This window comes from Listeria grayi DSM 20601 (genome assembly GCF_000148995.1).
GTDB classification, from domain to species: domain Bacteria; phylum Bacillota; class Bacilli; order Lactobacillales; family Listeriaceae; genus Listeria; species Listeria grayi.
This window is the reverse complement of sequence record NZ_GL538352.1, coordinates 312761-329996: the sequence shown is the minus strand read 5'-3', so window position 1 is coordinate 329996 and position 17236 is coordinate 312761. Positions and strand designations below refer to the sequence as shown.

The window sequence follows — 17236 nt, the reverse complement described above, 5'->3', positions numbered from 1 at the left end:
ATACCAATTATTATAGCACGATTATGCCAAAATGCAAGAAATCTGCGAAAAAAAAGCTGAAACACATTTCTGCGTTTCAGCCTCAGCTAGTTATTTTTCTTGTGTATCTTCATCTTGCTCTTCTGTATCAGAAGGCTTCTCTTTCGCACGTTTTTCAAGATCGCTCAATTTTTCTTCCATTGATGGATCTTTGGATTTGCGGAAATTGATTTTTTCTTGTTCGATCATGTCATCGATCATATCATGGAATTGACTCGCTTTATCTTTGATGACTACTTTGCTTTTTTGGGACTTACGATTAAGTTCGTCCATCAAATCATCGAAGGACTGGGAAAGTTCTTTTGTGATCGTTTCACGTTTGCGGGCAGTTTCTTCCAGGTCGCGCTGTTTTTGTGCTTCGTGATAGTCCGTCACGGTTCCCCAGCTCATATCATGGATCACTTTATCCATTTTTTTAGAAGTGGCTTCTGCATTTTTTTCGGCGATTTCAGCCAAATGTTTCGTTTTCAAGTTTTTCCATTTCAAACGCATTTCTTGCATTCGTGTTTCCAGTTCTTCTAGTTGTGAACTTGCACTTTGATAATGCTCTTTTGTTTCTGCTAGCTGCACTTCGTATTGATCGATCTCATTTTGTACAAATTCAGCAAGTTTGGTTTCTTCTGCTTCTTCTGCCAATTTTTTCTGATAGCGTCTCTTCTCCAAGTATGTTTCCATTTCTTGGTATTCTTTATAGAAAAGCGACTTCAACTCGCGTTGTTTTTCTACCATTTTTTCGATCTCTTTTATTTCACTTTTAGTCTGATCCATATAGTAAGCAACCGAGCTGCGTTTCTTTTCTGTGCGTTCGTCTAATTTATTGTTTAACGATTGGTTCAATTCTTTTAATTTGTCAAATAAGTTTGCCATTTTATTTTCCTCCAATTTATTTGTCATATGGGTAATCGAATGTGCTGTCGTCTTTTTTGCGAGGGCGTTTTCGTTTTGTAAAGAAATAAATAATCGCGGCAATGACCGCTACGGCTAAAATGCCTTTTAAATGTGCCAAGATCAGAAGTACTCCGATAACAGCTAAAATACCATATAGAATCTTTTCTCCCCAGCCGCGTGCTTTTCTTAAATAACGGAAAGAAAAATAAGCGAGTAAAGCGCCAAGTGTCGCGATAATAACGGGCCACAAGAACATAAAAATCAGGGAGATAAGAAAAATCGCTAATATCCCAATAATGATTAATGGCATCTTGATCCTCCTCTTTTCCACAATACTAAGTGTTTTCTTTATTGTATCTCTATCTTACCTTTTGACCAAGTAATAGGAAAGTAGCTAAGGGTGTAAATTTATATACAACTTGCGACTTAATTTTAACTTTTACTTGTAAAAAAAGCGATCCTAAGAGGCAGGGTCGCTTTGATGGTAACCTATTCCAATTCTTGACGTTCATTTTCATAGCGAACGGTCGTGAGCGCACCTTCTGACACCATGTCAGCTTCTTCCATCGTCGCTTCCTCTGTCAACAATCCTTCTACCGCACGATTCCTAATGGAACTAACATCAAATGCGGCACGGTTTGCGAAGTCTTTTTTCTTGAGAAGGTACAAGGGCAGTACTAGTCCGATCACAGAACCCGCTATCCAAAATCCTTTTTTCATAGCGATTCCTCCTTATCTATCTTTCGTTTCCCTCTTTCCTCATTTACAAACAAAAAAGCCCCCGCTACACGAGCAGCAAGGGATTTTAAAAACAGCTATAATGTAGCGAATGGTCTTGGTTTGCGGATAAAACTCATTAGCGCGGCGATAAATAATAAAATTGCCGGAATAAATCCTACGAACAGAGTAGCTAATAAAACAACGATCGCTGCTACCAAAAATAAGATCCCTGCAAGTACAGGCTTTTTATTGCCAATGATAAAATAAATACCCAAGACGGAAATGATAACTGTGACTATCAAAATGATCAATGACCAAGTTCCAAACGTATGCAGGCCGGTAATAACCGTATGTACATCTGGCGCGTCGCTTGGCGAAACATTAGCATCACGTAACGCTGATTCATACCGCGCTGCGAAATCCGAACTTTCCGCATTACTTTGTGTGATATTTCCTACCCAGCTGCTTACCAAAGAGAATAATCCTTGTAAAATCGCCCCAAGAATCAGACCAATAGTTGCTAGTGTTACTTCACCAGTTCGTTTTATCATGTGAAATCCCCCTCTCCCGCTTATTATTACATAATTAAATTAACTTTTCTACTATTTTAAGTTGCTTGCTCCGTGCGTTTTTCCAGAAAAAAAGTTATAGTATAGAAGTAACATTTTCACAAAGAAAGGAAGATCGGCATGCTAAAGCGGTTCAGCTTTACTATTTTAATACCGCTACTCTTAGTGGGTGCTTCTGTTTTTATCCTCATAAAAATGCAGCCTGCCCCGCTCAAAGTAACTAATCGTCATATTCCCACTGTGTTTATCCATGGCTATGCCGGTAATGATCGTTCTTTTCATGGCATGATCAGACGTTTTTCCGAGAAATACCACTGGGGCACCGAGTCACTTCATATTCGAGTCGATACATCTGGCAAGCTCCATACGCAAGGAAGCTATCCTACTGATGCTAAAAATCCCTTAATAAATATCGTTTTCGATGATAATCGTGCTTCCATCGCACAGCAATCGGCGTGGACAAAAAAAGCCATGCGCTATTTAAAAAAACATTACGCGATCAAAAAATTTTATGCAGTCGGTCATTCAATGGGTGGCGGGACATGGATCTCTTATCTCGCAACGGAAGGCGACAATCCCGTTTATCCAATGGCAGATAAAATCGTCTTTTTAGGCGTTCCGTTTTATCCAGAAGAATACCTCAACGGCTCTGAAGAAGTTGTAATCGACCACGCTTCTTACCTACACGGCCGATTTGCCAAGCGTATCAGTCAAGTCCTCCCGAAAAAAACGCAGATCTTGATTATCGGCGGCGACATTCTGGACGGCAGCAAAAGTGACGGTGAGGTCAGCGCAGCCAGTGTTCGTTACGGAAAGAAGATCTTTACCAAACAACAATTAACGCTACACATCCTAAAAAGCAAAGATGCAAATCATTCTGCGCTGCATGAATTACCTATCGTTGATAACTACATAGGTAACTTTTTATGGCGGTAAGAAAGGAGTAACACATGAAGAAAAATATCCCTAGTCTTCTGATCGCAGTGATTTTCCTAGTGATCATCGGTTTTATTTTCCACACGACCACGACAAGATCACCCGAGAAGAAGGAAACAACAAAAACGACCCCACAGCCACAGGCGAAAATCGCCGGCAAAGAGACCGCAAAAAAAGAGATCACGACACCCACTCTCTTTATCCATGGCTATTCTGGCGGAAAAAGCAGCTTTGGTCCGATGATCGACAGATTTTCCTCCAAAAATTTAGGCAGCCGCTCGCTCGTTATCACAGTCAAACCCGATGGTAATTTAGCAATCCAAGGCACGTTTGACAAATATGCCAAAAATCCGTTGATCCAGCTCCTTTTTGCAGACAATAAAAGTTCGATGGTCAATCAAAGTGAATGGATCAAAGATGCCATGATCGATCTAAAAAACGTTTATCATATCGAAGAAGTCAATCTCGTTGGTCATTCAATGGGTGGCGTGAGTTTAACTGATTATATCGAAAAAAATGCCACCAATAAAAGTGTTCCCTCTGTTAAAAAAGTTGCACTGCTCGGTGCTCCTTTAAACGGCTTATCGATCGGCGATGATGGCAAGACTCCTTACGACTTAACACCAACAGGTCCTGCCATGCAATCAGAACGCTATGCCGAATTGCTGAAAAACAGCTCCGTTATTTCAAATAAACTAGAAGTCCTGAACGTCGCCGGTGATACGAAAGATGGTCGCAAAAGTGACGGTTCGGTTTCTATAGCAAGCGCACTCTCCGGGAAATTCATTTACAAACGGGCAGCCAGTTATAAAGAAAAAATCATCACCGGGAAGGAAGGCAAACATTCTAACTTACACGACAGTGAAAAAGTAGATAAATGGATCGCTGATTTCCTTTGGGATTAAAAAAAGACCGATAAAGTAATAATTACTTTATCGGTCTTTTTATGGTTATTTATGCTGTGTTTTTTTCCGATTTCCAAAGAAAGTATGTTTCTGCTTCTGCTCCTCGTTGCGAACGTCGAGGATATCAAGTAAGAACACGAATACTGGAATACCAATGATCAGTCCCCACACACCGAAATAACTTTCGGAAAATATCAGGACGATAAAGGTATAGAAGATTGGCAAGCTTGTTTTAGAAGCCATCAATCTTGGGTTGAGGAAATACGTTTCAATACAGTGAACAACCACGATCGTGATCAACAGATAAATAACGTCTTCTACCCCACCGATCGTATACGCAATGACCGTAAGCGGAATGCAAGAAATAATCACGCCGGCAACTGGGATCAATCCGAATAGGAAAACCATAATGACCAGACTTAGCATTTGCGGAAAATCCATTAAGAATAATGCCAGCGAAGTGATCAATGTATTGATAACGGCGATTACCAACTGCGCTTCAAGGACAACGCCAAAAGTCGAAACGAATTTTTTACCAAAATAAGCAAGATTATCATATAAAAAGCTTAATTTGCTCGTTTGGAATTGGGCAGTAAATTTGGCGACCCGCTCTTTTTCCAAGGAGAAAAACAAACTCAAGATAAGCGCTAAAAAGAACGACATGCCGAGTGCGCCGAAGCTTTTCAACGAATCCATGATCAGGTCCGCCCCTTGCCGGAGATAGGATTGGATATGGGAATTTTTAGTTGTATCTAACAACCAGTCGGTAAAGCCATTTTGCGGCGGATGATGATACAATTTCACCCCTAGATCTACTAATTCCGAGATTTGTTTGATCAGAACAGGCAATACATGTGTAATTCCCGCATATATCCCCAGTGTCACCAATATGTACAAAATAACAACAATCAATTTGCGCGGAATTTTGACCCAACGTAAAATCAGGCGTTCCAATCTCGTGGCAATAAATGCAAAGATAAATGTCAATAAGATAAGATTCAATTCACTGCGCAACAAATAAAGAATACCGATCAACAGAATAAATGTCAGTACCCGCTGAAAACTTTTGTTGTGAAATAACTTCTGAATATTTTCCATTTCTCATACCCCTCTGATTTCTTTCTTTATCTTACCATATTTTCTTCCATTCTTATGCAATGAGGTTTACAAAAATAAAAATCTATTTTACAATAGTCCAATCATCCTACCTTTAAGGAGGGGAAAATATTGGATAAAGTCGAACGGAAAACACTCGTGGAACAAGTATATAGTCAAATGGAGAAAAAAATCCATGATAATGAATGGCAGATCGGTAGCAAGATCCCTAACGAAACAGAACTGATGAAACAATTTGGGATCAGCCGTAACACATTACGAGAAGCCGTGCGCGCACTGGTTCATGTTGGACTTTTGACTACAAAACAGGGCGAAGGAACTTTTGTCACACACAGCGATGAATTGAATGCGATCCTGCAGCGCCGTTTGTCAAAATCAACGCTCGCGGATATTTTGGATGTTCGTCATGCCTTAGATAAGGAAGCTGCAGTGTTGGCCTGTGCTCGCTACACCGACGAGGATATGCTCGAAATGGAGAAGTGGATGCATGCCTGCCGCGCTGCTGTTGCCGATGGTGAACTTGACAGCTTTGTCGATGCCGATATCAGCCTGCATATTTCTGTTGTCAAAGCTGCACATAACTCGCTATTGCTTACGTTGTATACCAATATCGTCGAACAGATGAAAATCAGTATCGAGAAAACGGTCTCTCTTGCCGATAACTACACGATCGGTCATCAGCAACTCATTCAAGCAATCAAAGTACGTGATCAGGAAGCCGCTATGCAAGAAATCGATCACTATATCCACACATTCAAAAAGCGAATTTAGATAGAAGGAGTATTTTTATGCAATCAAATCAAGAAACGATCCCGTTACACGAAAAGGAACAACGAGAAAAGACCAGAAAAACATTATTAGTCCTCGGAATTTTGCTGATCGCTATCAACCTGCGGACACCGATTACGACTCTTGGTCCATTAGTAGGCACGATCAGGAATGATCTCCATTTTTCCGGTACATTAGCCGGCTTTTTAACAACACTCCCATTGTTAGCTTTTGCAGCTATTTCCCCATTTGTATCGAAATGGAGCCGCAAATATGGTGTGGAACTCGTCCTATTCCTCGCTTTGATCTCCATTACGCTTGGGAACTTGATAAGACCGTTAGGTAATATCTCTATCCTATTATTTGGGACCTTGTTGATCGGAATTGGAATCGCTGCTGGAAATGTTTTGATCCCAAGTGTTATCAAGAAAGAGTTTCCATTTAAGCTTGGTTTGATGACAGGTGTTTATTCGATCTTTATGAATCTGATCGCTGCCACTGCTTCCGGATTAGCGACACCGATCGCTCGAAACAAACATTTTGGCTGGCAAGGAACACTTTGGCTGTTTGGTACGATCTCCATTATCGCCTTGATCGTATGGAGCCTGCAATTACGCCATAATTGTATGGAGAAAAAGAATACGAAAAATCTCCACGCCGCACATAAAAGTATTTGGAAATCGCCTCTTGCTTGGCAGGTCACTGTCTTTATGGGCGCACAATCGGCTATTTTTTATGTATCTGTTGCTTGGTTACCGAACATCCTGGCTGAACAAGGTATCGATCTAGTAACAGGCGGGATCGTCTTATCTATCCTACAATTCTCTGTTATGCCAATCACCTTTATTATGCCGATCATTGCTGGGAAAATGAAAAACCAAATTTTCTTGGTCATCCTCACAACGGTACTTTGGCTGATCGGTCTTGGTGGCATTATGATGGAAACAGGAAATTTGGTGATCGTTATCATCGCCGCGATTTTATATGGGGTCGCAGGCGGATCAGCATTCAGCCTCTCCATGATGTTCTTCAGTTTGCGGACACGAACGGCCCAACAATCAGCAGATCTATCAGGAATGGCACAATCGATCGGCTATCTAATCGCCGCGATCTGCCCGACATTATTCGGAGCGCTACATGATTGGAGCGGCAGCTATGCAGTTACGATGTGGTTATTAGTCGCTGTTGTAATACTACTCTTCTTCTTTGGTCTTGGCGCCGCAAGGGATAAAAAATTATAAAAAAAGCCAGCGCGGGAAAAAGGGGAAACCGCACTGACTCAAGGGAATTGGGATTTTCACTCTAAAAGGGAAAGAAATGAAAATTTATTGCTTGTTGTTAGCTTACTACTACTATAATCTTTTAAAAAGAGAATGTTCTGAAAAATAAATGAAAATTTGATTAAAGTTAAAAAAAGTTTCTCTCATTTGTAATCAAATAAAAAAAGCCTTGCCAGCTTTGCTAAAAAGCGAATCTGCAAGGCTTTTTCTTTAGTTTATGAAAACGAGAAAGAGATTTCCTCTGTAGTTGGTTCATAATCGATTTTCCAATCGTGATCTTTAAAATACCAATAGTCATGATCTTCAATAAAGTAAAGTACGTTATCTTGCTTTTCTTCCACGACAGCTTCACTTGGTTTTTCTGCAACAAGACCAATGGAAAATCCAGGATGTAGGGAACTGTTAGAGCCGCCATACTTCGCAAAAAGCCGAATACCGTTTCCATTCTCCACATTGAACTCGTCATGGAACCATTTGTTTGCTTCTTCCGTGATTTCTATTTTCATTATCGCCACTCCTTTTCCATTGTATTATAGGATACTTTTTACTAAAATGCCTCTACTTTGCATGTAAGTTAATTCTATTATACACGTTTTTCAAAAAAGTTAAACCTTTTTGTCTTAATACAGTGAATATTGTGTTATTTTGTAATATAACAGATATCGATAGAAATAGAAAAAGAGGAGCTGATGCCCCTCTTTTGGAATGCCTTCTTATTCTAACGGTGCTTTTCCAAGAAATGCTTTGTACATCCAAATATGTTTATCGATCTCTGTTTTATAGCCGATCAACATATCATTGGTTACATCGTCGCCTTCTTCTTCTGTTAACTTGATACCTTGTTGATATTCATCACGTAGCAATTCCAACGAACTAACTAAGTCGCCGATCAATTCATCCATCGATTTTTCTTTCGTATAAGGAGCCTCTTCAATGCTAGCATTTTCCAAAAATTCTTTTAAAGAAGAAAATGGTTTGCCGCCGATAGCAAGTAAACGTTCTGCTACTTCATCCATTTGTTCGTCAAATTCGCTATATAAATCATCCATTTTCTCGTGCATCGTAAAGAAGTTATGACCCTTCATATACCAATGGATTTGATGGATTTTCACCGTAAATACATTTAAATTAGCTACTTGGTGGTTTAAGAATTCCTTTGTGTCTACTGAATTAATTGTTTTCATAAATATCTCCTCCTAGATTAGAATTATTATTAATTTATATTAATTATAAATTAAATTTTAAGGATTGTCCACTACTTTTTATATTTCCCACATATGTGATGCAATAAACATGTTTGCCATAATCGAGGTACCGCTTATTTCGATAATAGCATGTTATTACTTTTCAATCTACTAGGGAAATCCCATTTTATTTTAATGCTTGTTAGTAATATCGTTCCCAAAATTTTTTCACGGCAAACATTGTACTTTTTTATTTTTTTGGGATAATAAGGAGAAAGGAAGGTGTCGAGATGGAATTATGGATCAGCAATCAAAATCAAGGTTGTACAGAAGAGGCCATCGCGGAATTTGAGAAAAGTCAGCAGCTCAAGCTCCCTGCTTTATACAAAACTCTCATTCAAGAACAAAATGGCGGATTAATCAAGAAAAATCATTTCCCCACATCGGAGCCGACTTCTTACGGCATCGATCATGGAGAAATTTATGAAATAACTGGATTAGAGCGGTTGCTCCTTAAAATCGATGAAGAAGCAGAAGTAGAGATTCCGGGAAGGCAAGTGTATTTTCACCAAGATGGAAAAAGATATATCGGTTTTTCTTATCATTCTGACGAGAGCGAACCGGAAATTGTTTATACGGATTTTGAAACGCTTCAAGTCTTAAAGGTGGGAGATTCTTTTGCAGCTTTCGTAAACAAGCTTTATTTCTCGCCGTTCGATCACGCTCTGCTTCTTACTTATCCAAGGGCGAAACTGGAACAAATGTTGGCAATGGGGAATTGGCAGACACGGAAAACGATTCTCTTTGTTTTGGAAGATGAGGCAGATAAGGAATGGTATCTGCAACAAATCGAGCAATTAGTCGACAGAGAGGAGAACATCTATGATAAACTCGCTGTGGAGCTGCTTGAAAATCAAATTTTGTATTTCAAGCGCAAATTGCCGCGCCAACAAGTGGACAACCTTTTAGAGCGCTTGCTGACTAGCGAACAGGAGAATGAAAAATTGAACGAAAGCTATAAAGAATGGCATTCATGAATGCTGAAAGAAAACTGCTGCCTGATTACTTCCTGGCAGCAGTTATTGTGTTTTCAAATAATCTCGCGCTATTTGCCAAACATTATCTTCACAATTGCTTAGTAGCGTGAGGCTATTAGGGACAGTTAATCCATAAAGCGAAATACAGGAGACTCCCGGATCACTTCCCTCTATATAAGCGAAGACATGATCTGTATGAGACTGCGCCAGCCAAAGACCGATCCCGAATTTCTGTTTATTTTGTTCGATGTGGGGTTTGATCATTTCTGCGACATATTTTTCAGATAACAGTTGATGGGAAAATAATCCCGCCCAGAATGTATGGATATCCCCAGCAGTCGTATAGCATCCACCTGCCCCGGTCCCCTTACTGTCGATCGCATATATTGGTCCGATAGCGGTTATTTTCTTCTTTGATATATCCGAAAGCAGTGTTGCCGGGAAGCTGATCCATTTCAAAGTAGCCCGTGTCATGCATGCCTAATGGTTGAAAAATATTTTCGGCTAGGTACTGATCAAATGGCATTGCTGCTAGCTGTTCGATGATATCAGCTAAGACTACATAGCCCGCATTATTATAAATAAAACTGCCTCTTCTGGTGGTTTCTTTTTCTTTATGAATAAAGAGCGGAAAGATATCTTTGTTTTTTCTGATAGAATAATTGGGTAGTTCCTTCCATAATGCTTCATAGTCTTCATTCACTTCTTCATCAAAATAATCTTGCAAGCCGGAAGTATGGGTAAGAAGTTCCTGAATGGTGATCGTCAAGTCTACGTTCCCCAATGATGTTGGATAAAATGTATCGATCGTGGTATCAAAATGAATACTTTCTTTTTCAATCAACTGCATGATGGCAACAGCGATAAATATTTTACCAAGGGATGCCGTGCCAAATCTAGTCTGCTCCTCATTGACTAATTTATTTGCTTTATCCCGATACCCGTATGTTTTTAAAATCGTTTGTGTCCCCTTATTTTCTAATAAAACACCTGAAAAATCAGGATCGATTTTTATCCCCGCCATATACTCTCCCCCCATTCTGCTATTATTTCAGCATGATTTGTCTTTCTTAAAATTGTAATGGTTTTTCTACTGAAAAGAAAGCACTTTTGTTGCCCGCTGTTTACTTATCGACAAATCACTGATTGGCAGAAAAAAGTTTGTTTATGATAAACTAATAGTAAACCTATAAAAAATCCGTTGACGTTCTGGTAGGAAAATATGATTCGCTTCGAGTACATGTCGACTATAAAGGAGTTTTTGCAATGATTCATGTTTTATTTGTATGTTTAGGCAACATCTGCCGATCTCCAATGGCAGAAGGTTTATTTAAAAAAGCTGTCGCTGATTCGGGGTTGGAGAATAAGATCCAAGTGGATTCTGCTGCTACTGGGACCTGGAATCTCGGAAATGCGCCTCATGAAGGTACACAACGGGTATTGGCAAAGCACGGAATCGATTTTAGCGAGATGCGAGCGCGGAAAATCACGCAAGCAGACTTTACGGAGAATGACTATGTTATCGGCATGGATGCAGAAAATATGGCAGATTTAGAATCATTTGATCAGGGAGAAGCAACTGTGAAAAGTTTAATGAGCTTTGTTCCTGATAAGCAAGAGGCAAGCGTTCCTGATCCCTATTATACGGGGAATTTTGATGAAACTGAAAGGCTAGTTTCGGAGGGTTGTCATTACTTATTAGAAACCATAAAAAAAGATTATCAACTCTAAAAATGTTTAGCCTCTCTTAAACGGGGAATTATACTCTATGTACAATCAAATGTTGCAAAAGAAAGAGGGGTTTTTACTTATGCTAGGATTAATTTGGGGAATTATTGTTGTTTTATTCGTATTCTGGTTATTGGGTGTTGTTTTCCATGTTGCTGGTGGATTAGTGCATATCTTATTGATAATCGTCGTGCTTTTAATCATCTGGAATCTTATCCAGTCAGCGCGTAATAAGCGAAAATAAAACTTGGATACAAATAAAAAAGAAGTCTTCGCTGGAAGGCTTCTTTTTTTACGATTTCAACCGCCTTATGCAAGGCTGTTTTTTAAAATTCTCAATCTGTAAATACTTGGCGTTCATAATTTGGAGCTTGCTCGAGCGCACCAAAATTTTGTTGGCGTAATACCTCATAGATTACCAAAGCAGCGGTATTAGAGAGGTTAAGTGATCGGATTTTATCTGTCATTGGAATGCGCAGGCACGTTTCTTCATGTTGCTGTAATAGTTCATCCGGTAAACCAGTCGTTTCTTTTCCGAAAATAAAATAGTAATCTTTGTTTGTATCTTGGTAAGATACATCACTATATACATGGCGACCAAATTTAGTGATAAAATAGAGTTCGCCGTCCTTACTTGCTTCCAAGAATGCTTCTAAAGAATCGTGATAAACTAATTTCACATTATCCCAATAGTCTAGTCCTGCTCGTTTGAGCATTTTATCATCGGTACTGAAGCCGAGTGGTCGGATCAAATGGAGGAACGTATCTGTTCCTGCGCATGTGCGTGAGATATTTCCTGTATTTGCTGGAATTTCCGGTTGATATAATACGATATGATTTGCCAATAGTTTCACCTTGTTTCTATAATTTGGATTGCTCGTTTGATTTCTGCTTGGACTTCTTCATTTTCTTCTACTTGATTTGCCCGATAAATTGCGATTTTTGCTTCTTTACCACCGATCTTCGCAAGTGACCATGCAGCAGTCCCACGAATCACTGGACGCGGATCTTTTTCAAGGCATTGAATGATGTCAGGAACGGCAGTTTGATCCTTGTAACGTGCTAAAATAAGTAATGCATTGCGCTGAAGCGGTTTTTTCCCACGCCAAGACCCTGCCATTTTTCCGAACTTCTCTTTGAATTCTTTGTTTGATAGTGACAGTAGCGGCTTTAGTTCAGGACGGACTAATTCCGGATCTGGTTCCATTTCTTCATGGAGGTGGAAATCATGACCACGATTAAATGGGCAGACGACTTGGCAAGTATCGCAACCGTACAACCGATTATGGATTATTTCGCGATATTCTTCCGGTAGCATGTCTTTTGTCTGTGTCAAATAACTGAGGCAGATCTTTGGATTCATCTTTCCTTCGCCAAGCAGTGATCCTGTTGGGCAGGCTTTGACGCATTGATTGCAGCTGCCACAAAGATCTTCCATTGGCTGATCGGCCGGGAAAGCCAGATTTGTGATCATTTCGCCTAAATAAACAAAGGAGCCATATTCCGGAGTGATCAATAGCGTATTTTTGCCTCTCCAACCGATACCGGCGCGTTCTGCTACAGCGACGTCAGAGAGTTCGCCAGTATCGACCATTGATTTGAATTTGGCTTCGGGAACTTTTTCTTGGATAAAGGCTTCTAGTAAAGCTAATTTTTCGCGGAGGATCGTGTGATAGTCCGTGCCCCAAGAAGCTCTCGCAAAGACACCGCGTCTTGCTTCCCGTTTGCTTACGGGCGATTCTTTAAGTTTAGATGGATAAGCCAGCGCGATCGCAATGATCGATTGGGGCGCTTCAAAAATCAACTCGGGGTAGACACGTTCATCGATATTGGGATGTTCAAAGCCAGTAAGAACGTCTTCTTCTTTTGCTTTTTCCAACCTTTTTTTCAAGAATAAGAAAGGTTCTGCGGTTGTAAAACCGATTTTTTGAATGCCAATCGTCTTGGAGTAGGCAATGATCTCTTGTTTGAGCTGCTCGTAATCGATAGGAGTTTGTGTGGTCATTATTCTCCGCCCTTTCTTCCAAATAAAATAACGCAATGCTTCGCTTTTTAAAAGTTCGAAACACTGCGTTGATAACAGAATTATTATAAAGCGGGTGATGGGAATCGAACCCACGACAACAGCTTGGAAGGCTGTAGTTTTACCACTAAACTACACCCGCACGGTAAAAGCTTTAGTGTTTTAACAACTTTTATATAATAACATTTCTATGCCATTTTGGCAATAGCTTTCCTAAAAATAATTAGATGGACTTTTTCAGTAGTTGTTTTTACAATAAAAGAAAGCGCTATTATGACAAAACTCATTGGAAATTTTTAACGTATTTTCATGTTCTTCTGTCAAACTAAAGATAAGCTTTGTGAAAGGGGGAACCTCATATGGACTGGTGGCATCATCTTATGGCTTTTTTCAGTGCCGATAATCTCACAGTGCTACTCGATAAATACCGTTCTTTTGGTCTGTTGTTTGCGTTCGGATTGCCATTTATTGAAGCATTCCTACCCTTTCTGCCGTTTATTGCTTTTGTGATCGTTAATGTGAATGCTTACGGTCTCTTCGGCGGATTTTTGATTTCTTTCTTAGCAGCGACACTTGGCAGTTTTGGTGTTTTTGTCCTTGCAAGAAAATACGGGCAGACTCGTTTTCTAAGCTTTATTACCAATCATCCTGCTATTAAGCGGGTAATGGAATGGATCGAACGCCACGGATTCTCACCGATTTTCATTTTGCTGGTAATGCCTTTTACTCCCTCATCTGCGGTAAATGTGGTTGCCGGCTTATCAAAAATCCGTGTACTCCCCTTTTTGCTTGCCCTTGTAAGCGGCAAACTGATCAAGGTGTTTGCTATCAGCTATGTTGGGTTTGACTTTGTAAACATTATCCACCAACCTGTGAAGGCAGCTATTTTGATTATCAGCGTCTTCGTTCTTTGGCTGATTGGTAAACGACTAGAAAAATGGATGTCCCGTAAAGACTTAGCCTAGTGCCTTTTTAAAGATAAATTGTTCGCCGAGCTTTCCGATCTTGCGTTGGGTCGTATCGTGAAAGCCGACTTTCTGATACAGCTTTTGACCGTTTTCGTTAGCGTGATTGACTGCTAAAATAAGCACTTCTGCTTTGGGGAAATGCTGGCCTACAAATGCCGGTAATGCTTCCAAAGCTTCTTTCGCGTAGTATTTGCGGCGGTGCGCTTCGGAGATCGATAAGGCTCGGATCACGAGATGCGCTTCCCCGCAAAATTCAGTCATTGCATTTTCATCAAGGGCAAAAAATCCTACTAATTCTTGATCGACGATGATTTTGATCAATGCGCGCTCCGGCTTGTCTTTGCCGATCAGTTCCTTGGGATGAGCAGTAAATTCTGTGTTTTCTAATAGGTAGTTTTCTACTTGTTGCTTTTCTTCTGTCTTTCCTTGAAAAATCTGTAGTTCCATATATTTAGTCCTCCTTACAATAGTAACCTGGCACCGTCTTGTCCAGTGATGCCAGGTTACTATTTCCGATTAATAAATCAAATCAATGAATTCTTCAGCTGTGATTTTTCCGAGATAATGTGGTACGTCTATGTCGGATAATGCTTCTTCCAATGTTTCCCGTTTGTAAGCGACACCTGTCAATCTTGTTTCAATATCCTCTACATCGCCGATCCCAAAAAAGTCGCCGAAAATCTTGATGTTTTCGATTGTGCCTTTTTCCACATCTAAGCGTACGTCTAAGCTTCCAGAAGGGAATCGTTTGGAGCGTTCCAAGTTGAATTTAGGTGATTTGCCATAATTCCAATCCCAGTTCGCATAGCGAGCTTTAGAAATCTCATGGATACGTTGCCAGTCTTTTTCCGTTAATTTATATTCTTTCACATCTTCTACATGATCGACGTCAAAGATATACAAGAGCAATAGATCGCGGAATTCTTCTGTGGTCAACTTTTTGTCTAAGAACTGTGAAATATTGGCTACGCGGCTGCGGACAGATTTGATTCCTTTTGATTCAAATTTATCTTTACGCGGTTTTAGCGAAGCCGCTACGTGATCTAAATTCAGATCCAACATCAATGTTCCGTGAGAAAACATCTTTCCTCTGGTTGAAAATTGAGCGTTTCCAGAAACTTTATAGCCGTCGATCAATAGATCATTGCGCCCTTCCAGTTTGGCATTGACACCGAGCCGTTTTAAAGCTTCTACGATCGGCTGCGTAAATTTAGCAAAATTATGGAAGGAATCGCCGTCATCTTTTGTGATGAAGCTGAAATTCAGATTCCCTTCATCATGATACACTGCGCCGCCACCGGATAATCGGCGAACAACGATGACATCATTATTATCGACATATGTGGTGTCGATCTCTTCAACGGTATTTTGATTCCTGCCAATGATGATGGATGGTTTATTGATGTAAAACAGCAATACTGGTTCATCTAATTCCAGCTCTGTTAAAATAAATTCCTCAATCGCTAAATTGATACGTGGGTCTTTTTCATTGTTGTTGTCGACAAAATACATCTCTTTCTCCCCTTTTTTATTAAATTTCGATCGTCAAGCCTTTGGTCGCAATGGTGATCTTACCAGAGTATTTACTCTCTGCTTCTGCTTTTAGTTTACTTAAATCACCGACTTGCGGCAAGTGGCTTAAAAGTAGATGTCTAGTTCCAGCTTTTTGTGCCAATTCTCCCACTTCTGTGCTCGCCATGTGAACCTTTGATTTTCCAGCCATATCTTGGAAAAAATTTGTGTCAGTGATCAGCAGATCCGCTTTATCAGCAAATGGGATAAAACTCTCTTGGTAAGCGCTATCTGCTGTATAGACGAGTACCTTTCCTCCTGCTTCGATTCGGAAAGCGTAGCATGGAACTGGATGGATCGTTTTTAGAAAGGTTATTTTAAATGGTCCGATCTCAATCGGTTCATTACCGGAATATGCGCGGAATTCTGTCACACCCTCCATCGCCAGCAGTTTGTACTTTTCATCTTCTTGATGACCATAAATCGGTAAAACTTCCGGTTTCGGTGTTTGTTTGGATAGTAATCGAATGTGCTGCAAGATACCCACATCGGCAATGTGGTCAGGATGATAATGAGAAATGATCGCAGCGTCGATCGTTTCCGGCTGCGTATAGTTCTGCATAATGGAGACCGCGCTGGCGCCGACATCCATCAGCAATTGGAAACCATCTTCTTCTATTAAATAGCTGGATGTTCCTTCATTTGCAATTGGATAGCCGCCCCATTGCCCGAATACAGTCAATTTCATGTGAATTACTTCCTTTCTTTTATTATGCTTACCCCTATCATACAATAAAAAAAAGATCAAAACCACTTTTGCAAATGGTCTTGATCCGGTTCATTATTGCTGGAAATATTTACTTGCGGAGCTGTCAGCTATAGCTTCTTTTTTTGTTAATTTCCCAGTTGCAACAAAGCGTTTATCCGTTTCTGTCGGTTTGTCACAGGTAATCAATGTGATCGTTGCCTCTTTCGTTTCATCAAGCACTTCCACATTGGTATCCGGAATGATCTCTGTTGAATCGATCGTATAGGTGTAAATGTATTTTTGGTCGCTTAGATAAACTTTTGTACCTGCTTTTACTTGCATAAGTGGGCCGAACAAGATCGATTCCCGGCGCATATGGTGGCCGGCAAGCGCATAATTGCCTGCTCCCATTTTTTGTTCCTGCTTCATAGTGGTGGCTCCTGCTAATAGATTCGCAGTATTGGTTCCTTTTAAGATCAGTAAATCAATATCGACGGAAGGAATCGCGATCGCACCAACTACGGCTTTTTTATCAAATTTCATGGCTCCTTCTGCGACATTTCGCATGGAGGGCAGCTGAACACTGTCATAATCGAATTCTGCTTTTTTCTGGTTATTCTTTTCAATATCTTTTGCCGTGAACGCTGTGATTTTATTATGCTGACTCGTATATTTAACAATTTCATTTTTTAAAAAGGGAGATAAAATCAATAATACTCCGATGATCAACAAGATAATTGCAATTATTTTTTTTACCATTATTTCCTCCTTCTAGCTTTTTTCATTATAGCGGAATCGTTTTTAGAAAACAACTA

Annotated in this window: 22 protein-coding genes and 1 tRNA gene; 8 read left to right on the top strand and 15 right to left on the bottom strand. The window is 40.0% G+C overall.

Annotation, left to right across the window (positions count from 1 at the left end):
- Positions 1–90 precede the first annotated feature (90 nt).
- From HMPREF0556_RS01800 to HMPREF0556_RS01785, 4 genes are all read right to left on the bottom strand, one after another.
- Positions 91–906, bottom strand: coding sequence for a PspA/IM30 family protein (locus HMPREF0556_RS01800; RefSeq protein ID WP_040486383.1), 816 nt, complete (start codon positions 904–906; stop codon positions 91–93).
- Between the two features lie 16 nt (positions 907–922).
- Positions 923–1237, bottom strand: a complete 315-nt coding sequence (locus HMPREF0556_RS01795; RefSeq protein WP_040486382.1) for a lmo0954 family membrane protein — start codon at positions 1235–1237, stop codon at positions 923–925.
- Between the two features lie 179 nt (positions 1238–1416).
- Positions 1417–1647, bottom strand: a complete 231-nt coding sequence (locus tag HMPREF0556_RS01790; protein WP_003754918.1) for a hypothetical protein — start codon at positions 1645–1647, stop codon at positions 1417–1419.
- A 95-nt stretch (positions 1648–1742) separates the two neighbouring features.
- Positions 1743–2198: a DUF4064 domain-containing protein gene (locus HMPREF0556_RS01785; protein WP_003754917.1), complete on the bottom strand. Its 456-nt coding sequence runs from the start codon at positions 2196–2198 to the stop codon at positions 1743–1745.
- Between the two features lie 138 nt (positions 2199–2336).
- Between HMPREF0556_RS01785 and HMPREF0556_RS01780 the strand changes: the two genes are divergently transcribed.
- Both HMPREF0556_RS01780 and HMPREF0556_RS01775 read left to right on the top strand, forming a co-directional pair.
- Complete coding sequence (locus HMPREF0556_RS01780) at positions 2337–3152, top strand: alpha/beta fold hydrolase (RefSeq protein ID WP_003754915.1); 816 nt, start codon at positions 2337–2339, stop codon at positions 3150–3152.
- 14 nt (positions 3153–3166) lie between these two features.
- The gene (locus HMPREF0556_RS01775; RefSeq protein WP_003754913.1) at positions 3167–4057 is read left to right on the top strand and encodes an alpha/beta hydrolase; all 891 of its coding nucleotides are present in this window, start codon (positions 3167–3169) and stop codon (positions 4055–4057) included.
- A 45-nt stretch (positions 4058–4102) separates the two neighbouring features.
- On the opposite strand, the gene HMPREF0556_RS01770 is transcribed toward HMPREF0556_RS01775, so the two are convergent.
- On the bottom strand, positions 4103–5155 hold the full coding sequence (locus HMPREF0556_RS01770) for an AI-2E family transporter (RefSeq protein WP_003754912.1): 1053 nt from the start codon (positions 5153–5155) through the stop codon (positions 4103–4105).
- A 126-nt stretch (positions 5156–5281) separates the two neighbouring features.
- Between HMPREF0556_RS01770 and HMPREF0556_RS01765 the strand changes: the two genes are divergently transcribed.
- Positions 5282–5944 carry a FadR/GntR family transcriptional regulator gene (locus HMPREF0556_RS01765; protein WP_040486381.1) on the top strand — a complete coding sequence of 221 codons (663 nt, stop codon included), beginning with the start codon at positions 5282–5284 and terminating at the stop codon, positions 5942–5944.
- A 17-nt stretch (positions 5945–5961) separates the two neighbouring features.
- Positions 5962–7182, top strand: coding sequence for a CynX/NimT family MFS transporter (locus HMPREF0556_RS01760; protein ID WP_003754908.1), 1221 nt, complete (start codon positions 5962–5964; stop codon positions 7180–7182).
- A 254-nt stretch (positions 7183–7436) separates the two neighbouring features.
- Here HMPREF0556_RS01760 and HMPREF0556_RS01755 read toward each other — a convergent pair whose 3' ends face one another.
- Positions 7437–7727: a HesB/YadR/YfhF family protein gene (locus HMPREF0556_RS01755; RefSeq protein WP_003754907.1), complete on the bottom strand. Its 291-nt coding sequence runs from the start codon at positions 7725–7727 to the stop codon at positions 7437–7439.
- A 207-nt stretch (positions 7728–7934) separates the two neighbouring features.
- The gene (locus tag HMPREF0556_RS01750; RefSeq protein ID WP_003754905.1) at positions 7935–8405 is read right to left on the bottom strand and encodes a Dps family protein; all 471 of its coding nucleotides are present in this window, start codon (positions 8403–8405) and stop codon (positions 7935–7937) included.
- Positions 8406–8695: 290 nt separating this feature from the next.
- Between HMPREF0556_RS01750 and HMPREF0556_RS01745 the strand changes: the two genes are divergently transcribed.
- The gene (locus HMPREF0556_RS01745) at positions 8696–9442 is read left to right on the top strand and encodes an SMI1/KNR4 family protein (protein WP_003754904.1); all 747 of its coding nucleotides are present in this window, start codon (positions 8696–8698) and stop codon (positions 9440–9442) included.
- Between the two features lie 367 nt (positions 9443–9809).
- On the opposite strand, the gene HMPREF0556_RS01740 is transcribed toward HMPREF0556_RS01745, so the two are convergent.
- A complete protein-coding gene (locus HMPREF0556_RS01740) occupies positions 9810–10466 on the bottom strand; it encodes a serine hydrolase domain-containing protein (protein ID WP_050776974.1) in 657 nt (218 codons plus the stop codon).
- A gap of 242 nt (positions 10467–10708) precedes the next feature.
- On the opposite strand from HMPREF0556_RS01740, the gene HMPREF0556_RS01735 reads away from it, so the two are divergent.
- The gene (locus HMPREF0556_RS01735) at positions 10709–11173 is read left to right on the top strand and encodes a low molecular weight protein-tyrosine-phosphatase (RefSeq protein WP_003754896.1); all 465 of its coding nucleotides are present in this window, start codon (positions 10709–10711) and stop codon (positions 11171–11173) included.
- Positions 11174–11252: 79 nt separating this feature from the next.
- Positions 11253–11414, top strand: a complete 162-nt coding sequence (locus tag HMPREF0556_RS13285; RefSeq protein WP_115345763.1) for a lmo0937 family membrane protein — start codon at positions 11253–11255, stop codon at positions 11412–11414.
- 91 nt (positions 11415–11505) lie between these two features.
- Here HMPREF0556_RS13285 and trmL read toward each other — a convergent pair whose 3' ends face one another.
- The 3 genes from trmL to HMPREF0556_RS01720 all read right to left on the bottom strand — a co-directional run bounded on the left by trmL (position 11506) and on the right by HMPREF0556_RS01720 (position 13335).
- Positions 11506–12015: a tRNA (uridine(34)/cytosine(34)/5-carboxymethylaminomethyluridine(34)-2'-O)-methyltransferase TrmL gene (gene trmL, locus HMPREF0556_RS01730; RefSeq protein WP_036106150.1), complete on the bottom strand. Its 510-nt coding sequence runs from the start codon at positions 12013–12015 to the stop codon at positions 11506–11508.
- Positions 12016–12020: 5 nt separating this feature from the next.
- Entirely contained in the window at positions 12021–13175 is a 1155-nt protein-coding gene (gene queG, locus HMPREF0556_RS01725; protein ID WP_003754891.1) for a tRNA epoxyqueuosine(34) reductase QueG, read from the bottom strand.
- 89 nt (positions 13176–13264) lie between these two features.
- A tRNA-Gly gene (locus HMPREF0556_RS01720) sits at positions 13265–13335 on the bottom strand.
- A gap of 217 nt (positions 13336–13552) precedes the next feature.
- On the opposite strand from HMPREF0556_RS01720, the gene HMPREF0556_RS01715 reads away from it, so the two are divergent.
- Positions 13553–14158, top strand: a complete 606-nt coding sequence (locus HMPREF0556_RS01715) for a TVP38/TMEM64 family protein (protein WP_003754889.1) — start codon at positions 13553–13555, stop codon at positions 14156–14158.
- On the opposite strand, the gene HMPREF0556_RS01710 is transcribed toward HMPREF0556_RS01715, so the two are convergent.
- The 4 genes from HMPREF0556_RS01710 to HMPREF0556_RS01695 form a co-directional block, all read right to left on the bottom strand.
- Positions 14150–14608 carry a GNAT family N-acetyltransferase gene (locus HMPREF0556_RS01710; RefSeq protein WP_003754887.1) on the bottom strand — a complete coding sequence of 153 codons (459 nt, stop codon included), beginning with the start codon at positions 14606–14608 and terminating at the stop codon, positions 14150–14152. The genes HMPREF0556_RS01715 and HMPREF0556_RS01710 overlap by 9 nt on opposite strands.
- Positions 14609–14677: 69 nt before the next feature.
- A complete protein-coding gene (locus HMPREF0556_RS01705) occupies positions 14678–15673 on the bottom strand; it encodes a lipoate--protein ligase (RefSeq protein WP_003754886.1) in 996 nt (331 codons plus the stop codon).
- 19 nt (positions 15674–15692) lie between these two features.
- Positions 15693–16421, bottom strand: coding sequence for an MBL fold metallo-hydrolase (locus HMPREF0556_RS01700; protein WP_040486380.1), 729 nt, complete (start codon positions 16419–16421; stop codon positions 15693–15695).
- A 93-nt stretch (positions 16422–16514) separates the two neighbouring features.
- The gene (locus HMPREF0556_RS01695) at positions 16515–17180 is read right to left on the bottom strand and encodes a class A sortase (protein ID WP_003754882.1); all 666 of its coding nucleotides are present in this window, start codon (positions 17178–17180) and stop codon (positions 16515–16517) included.
- Positions 17181–17236 lie beyond the last annotated feature (56 nt).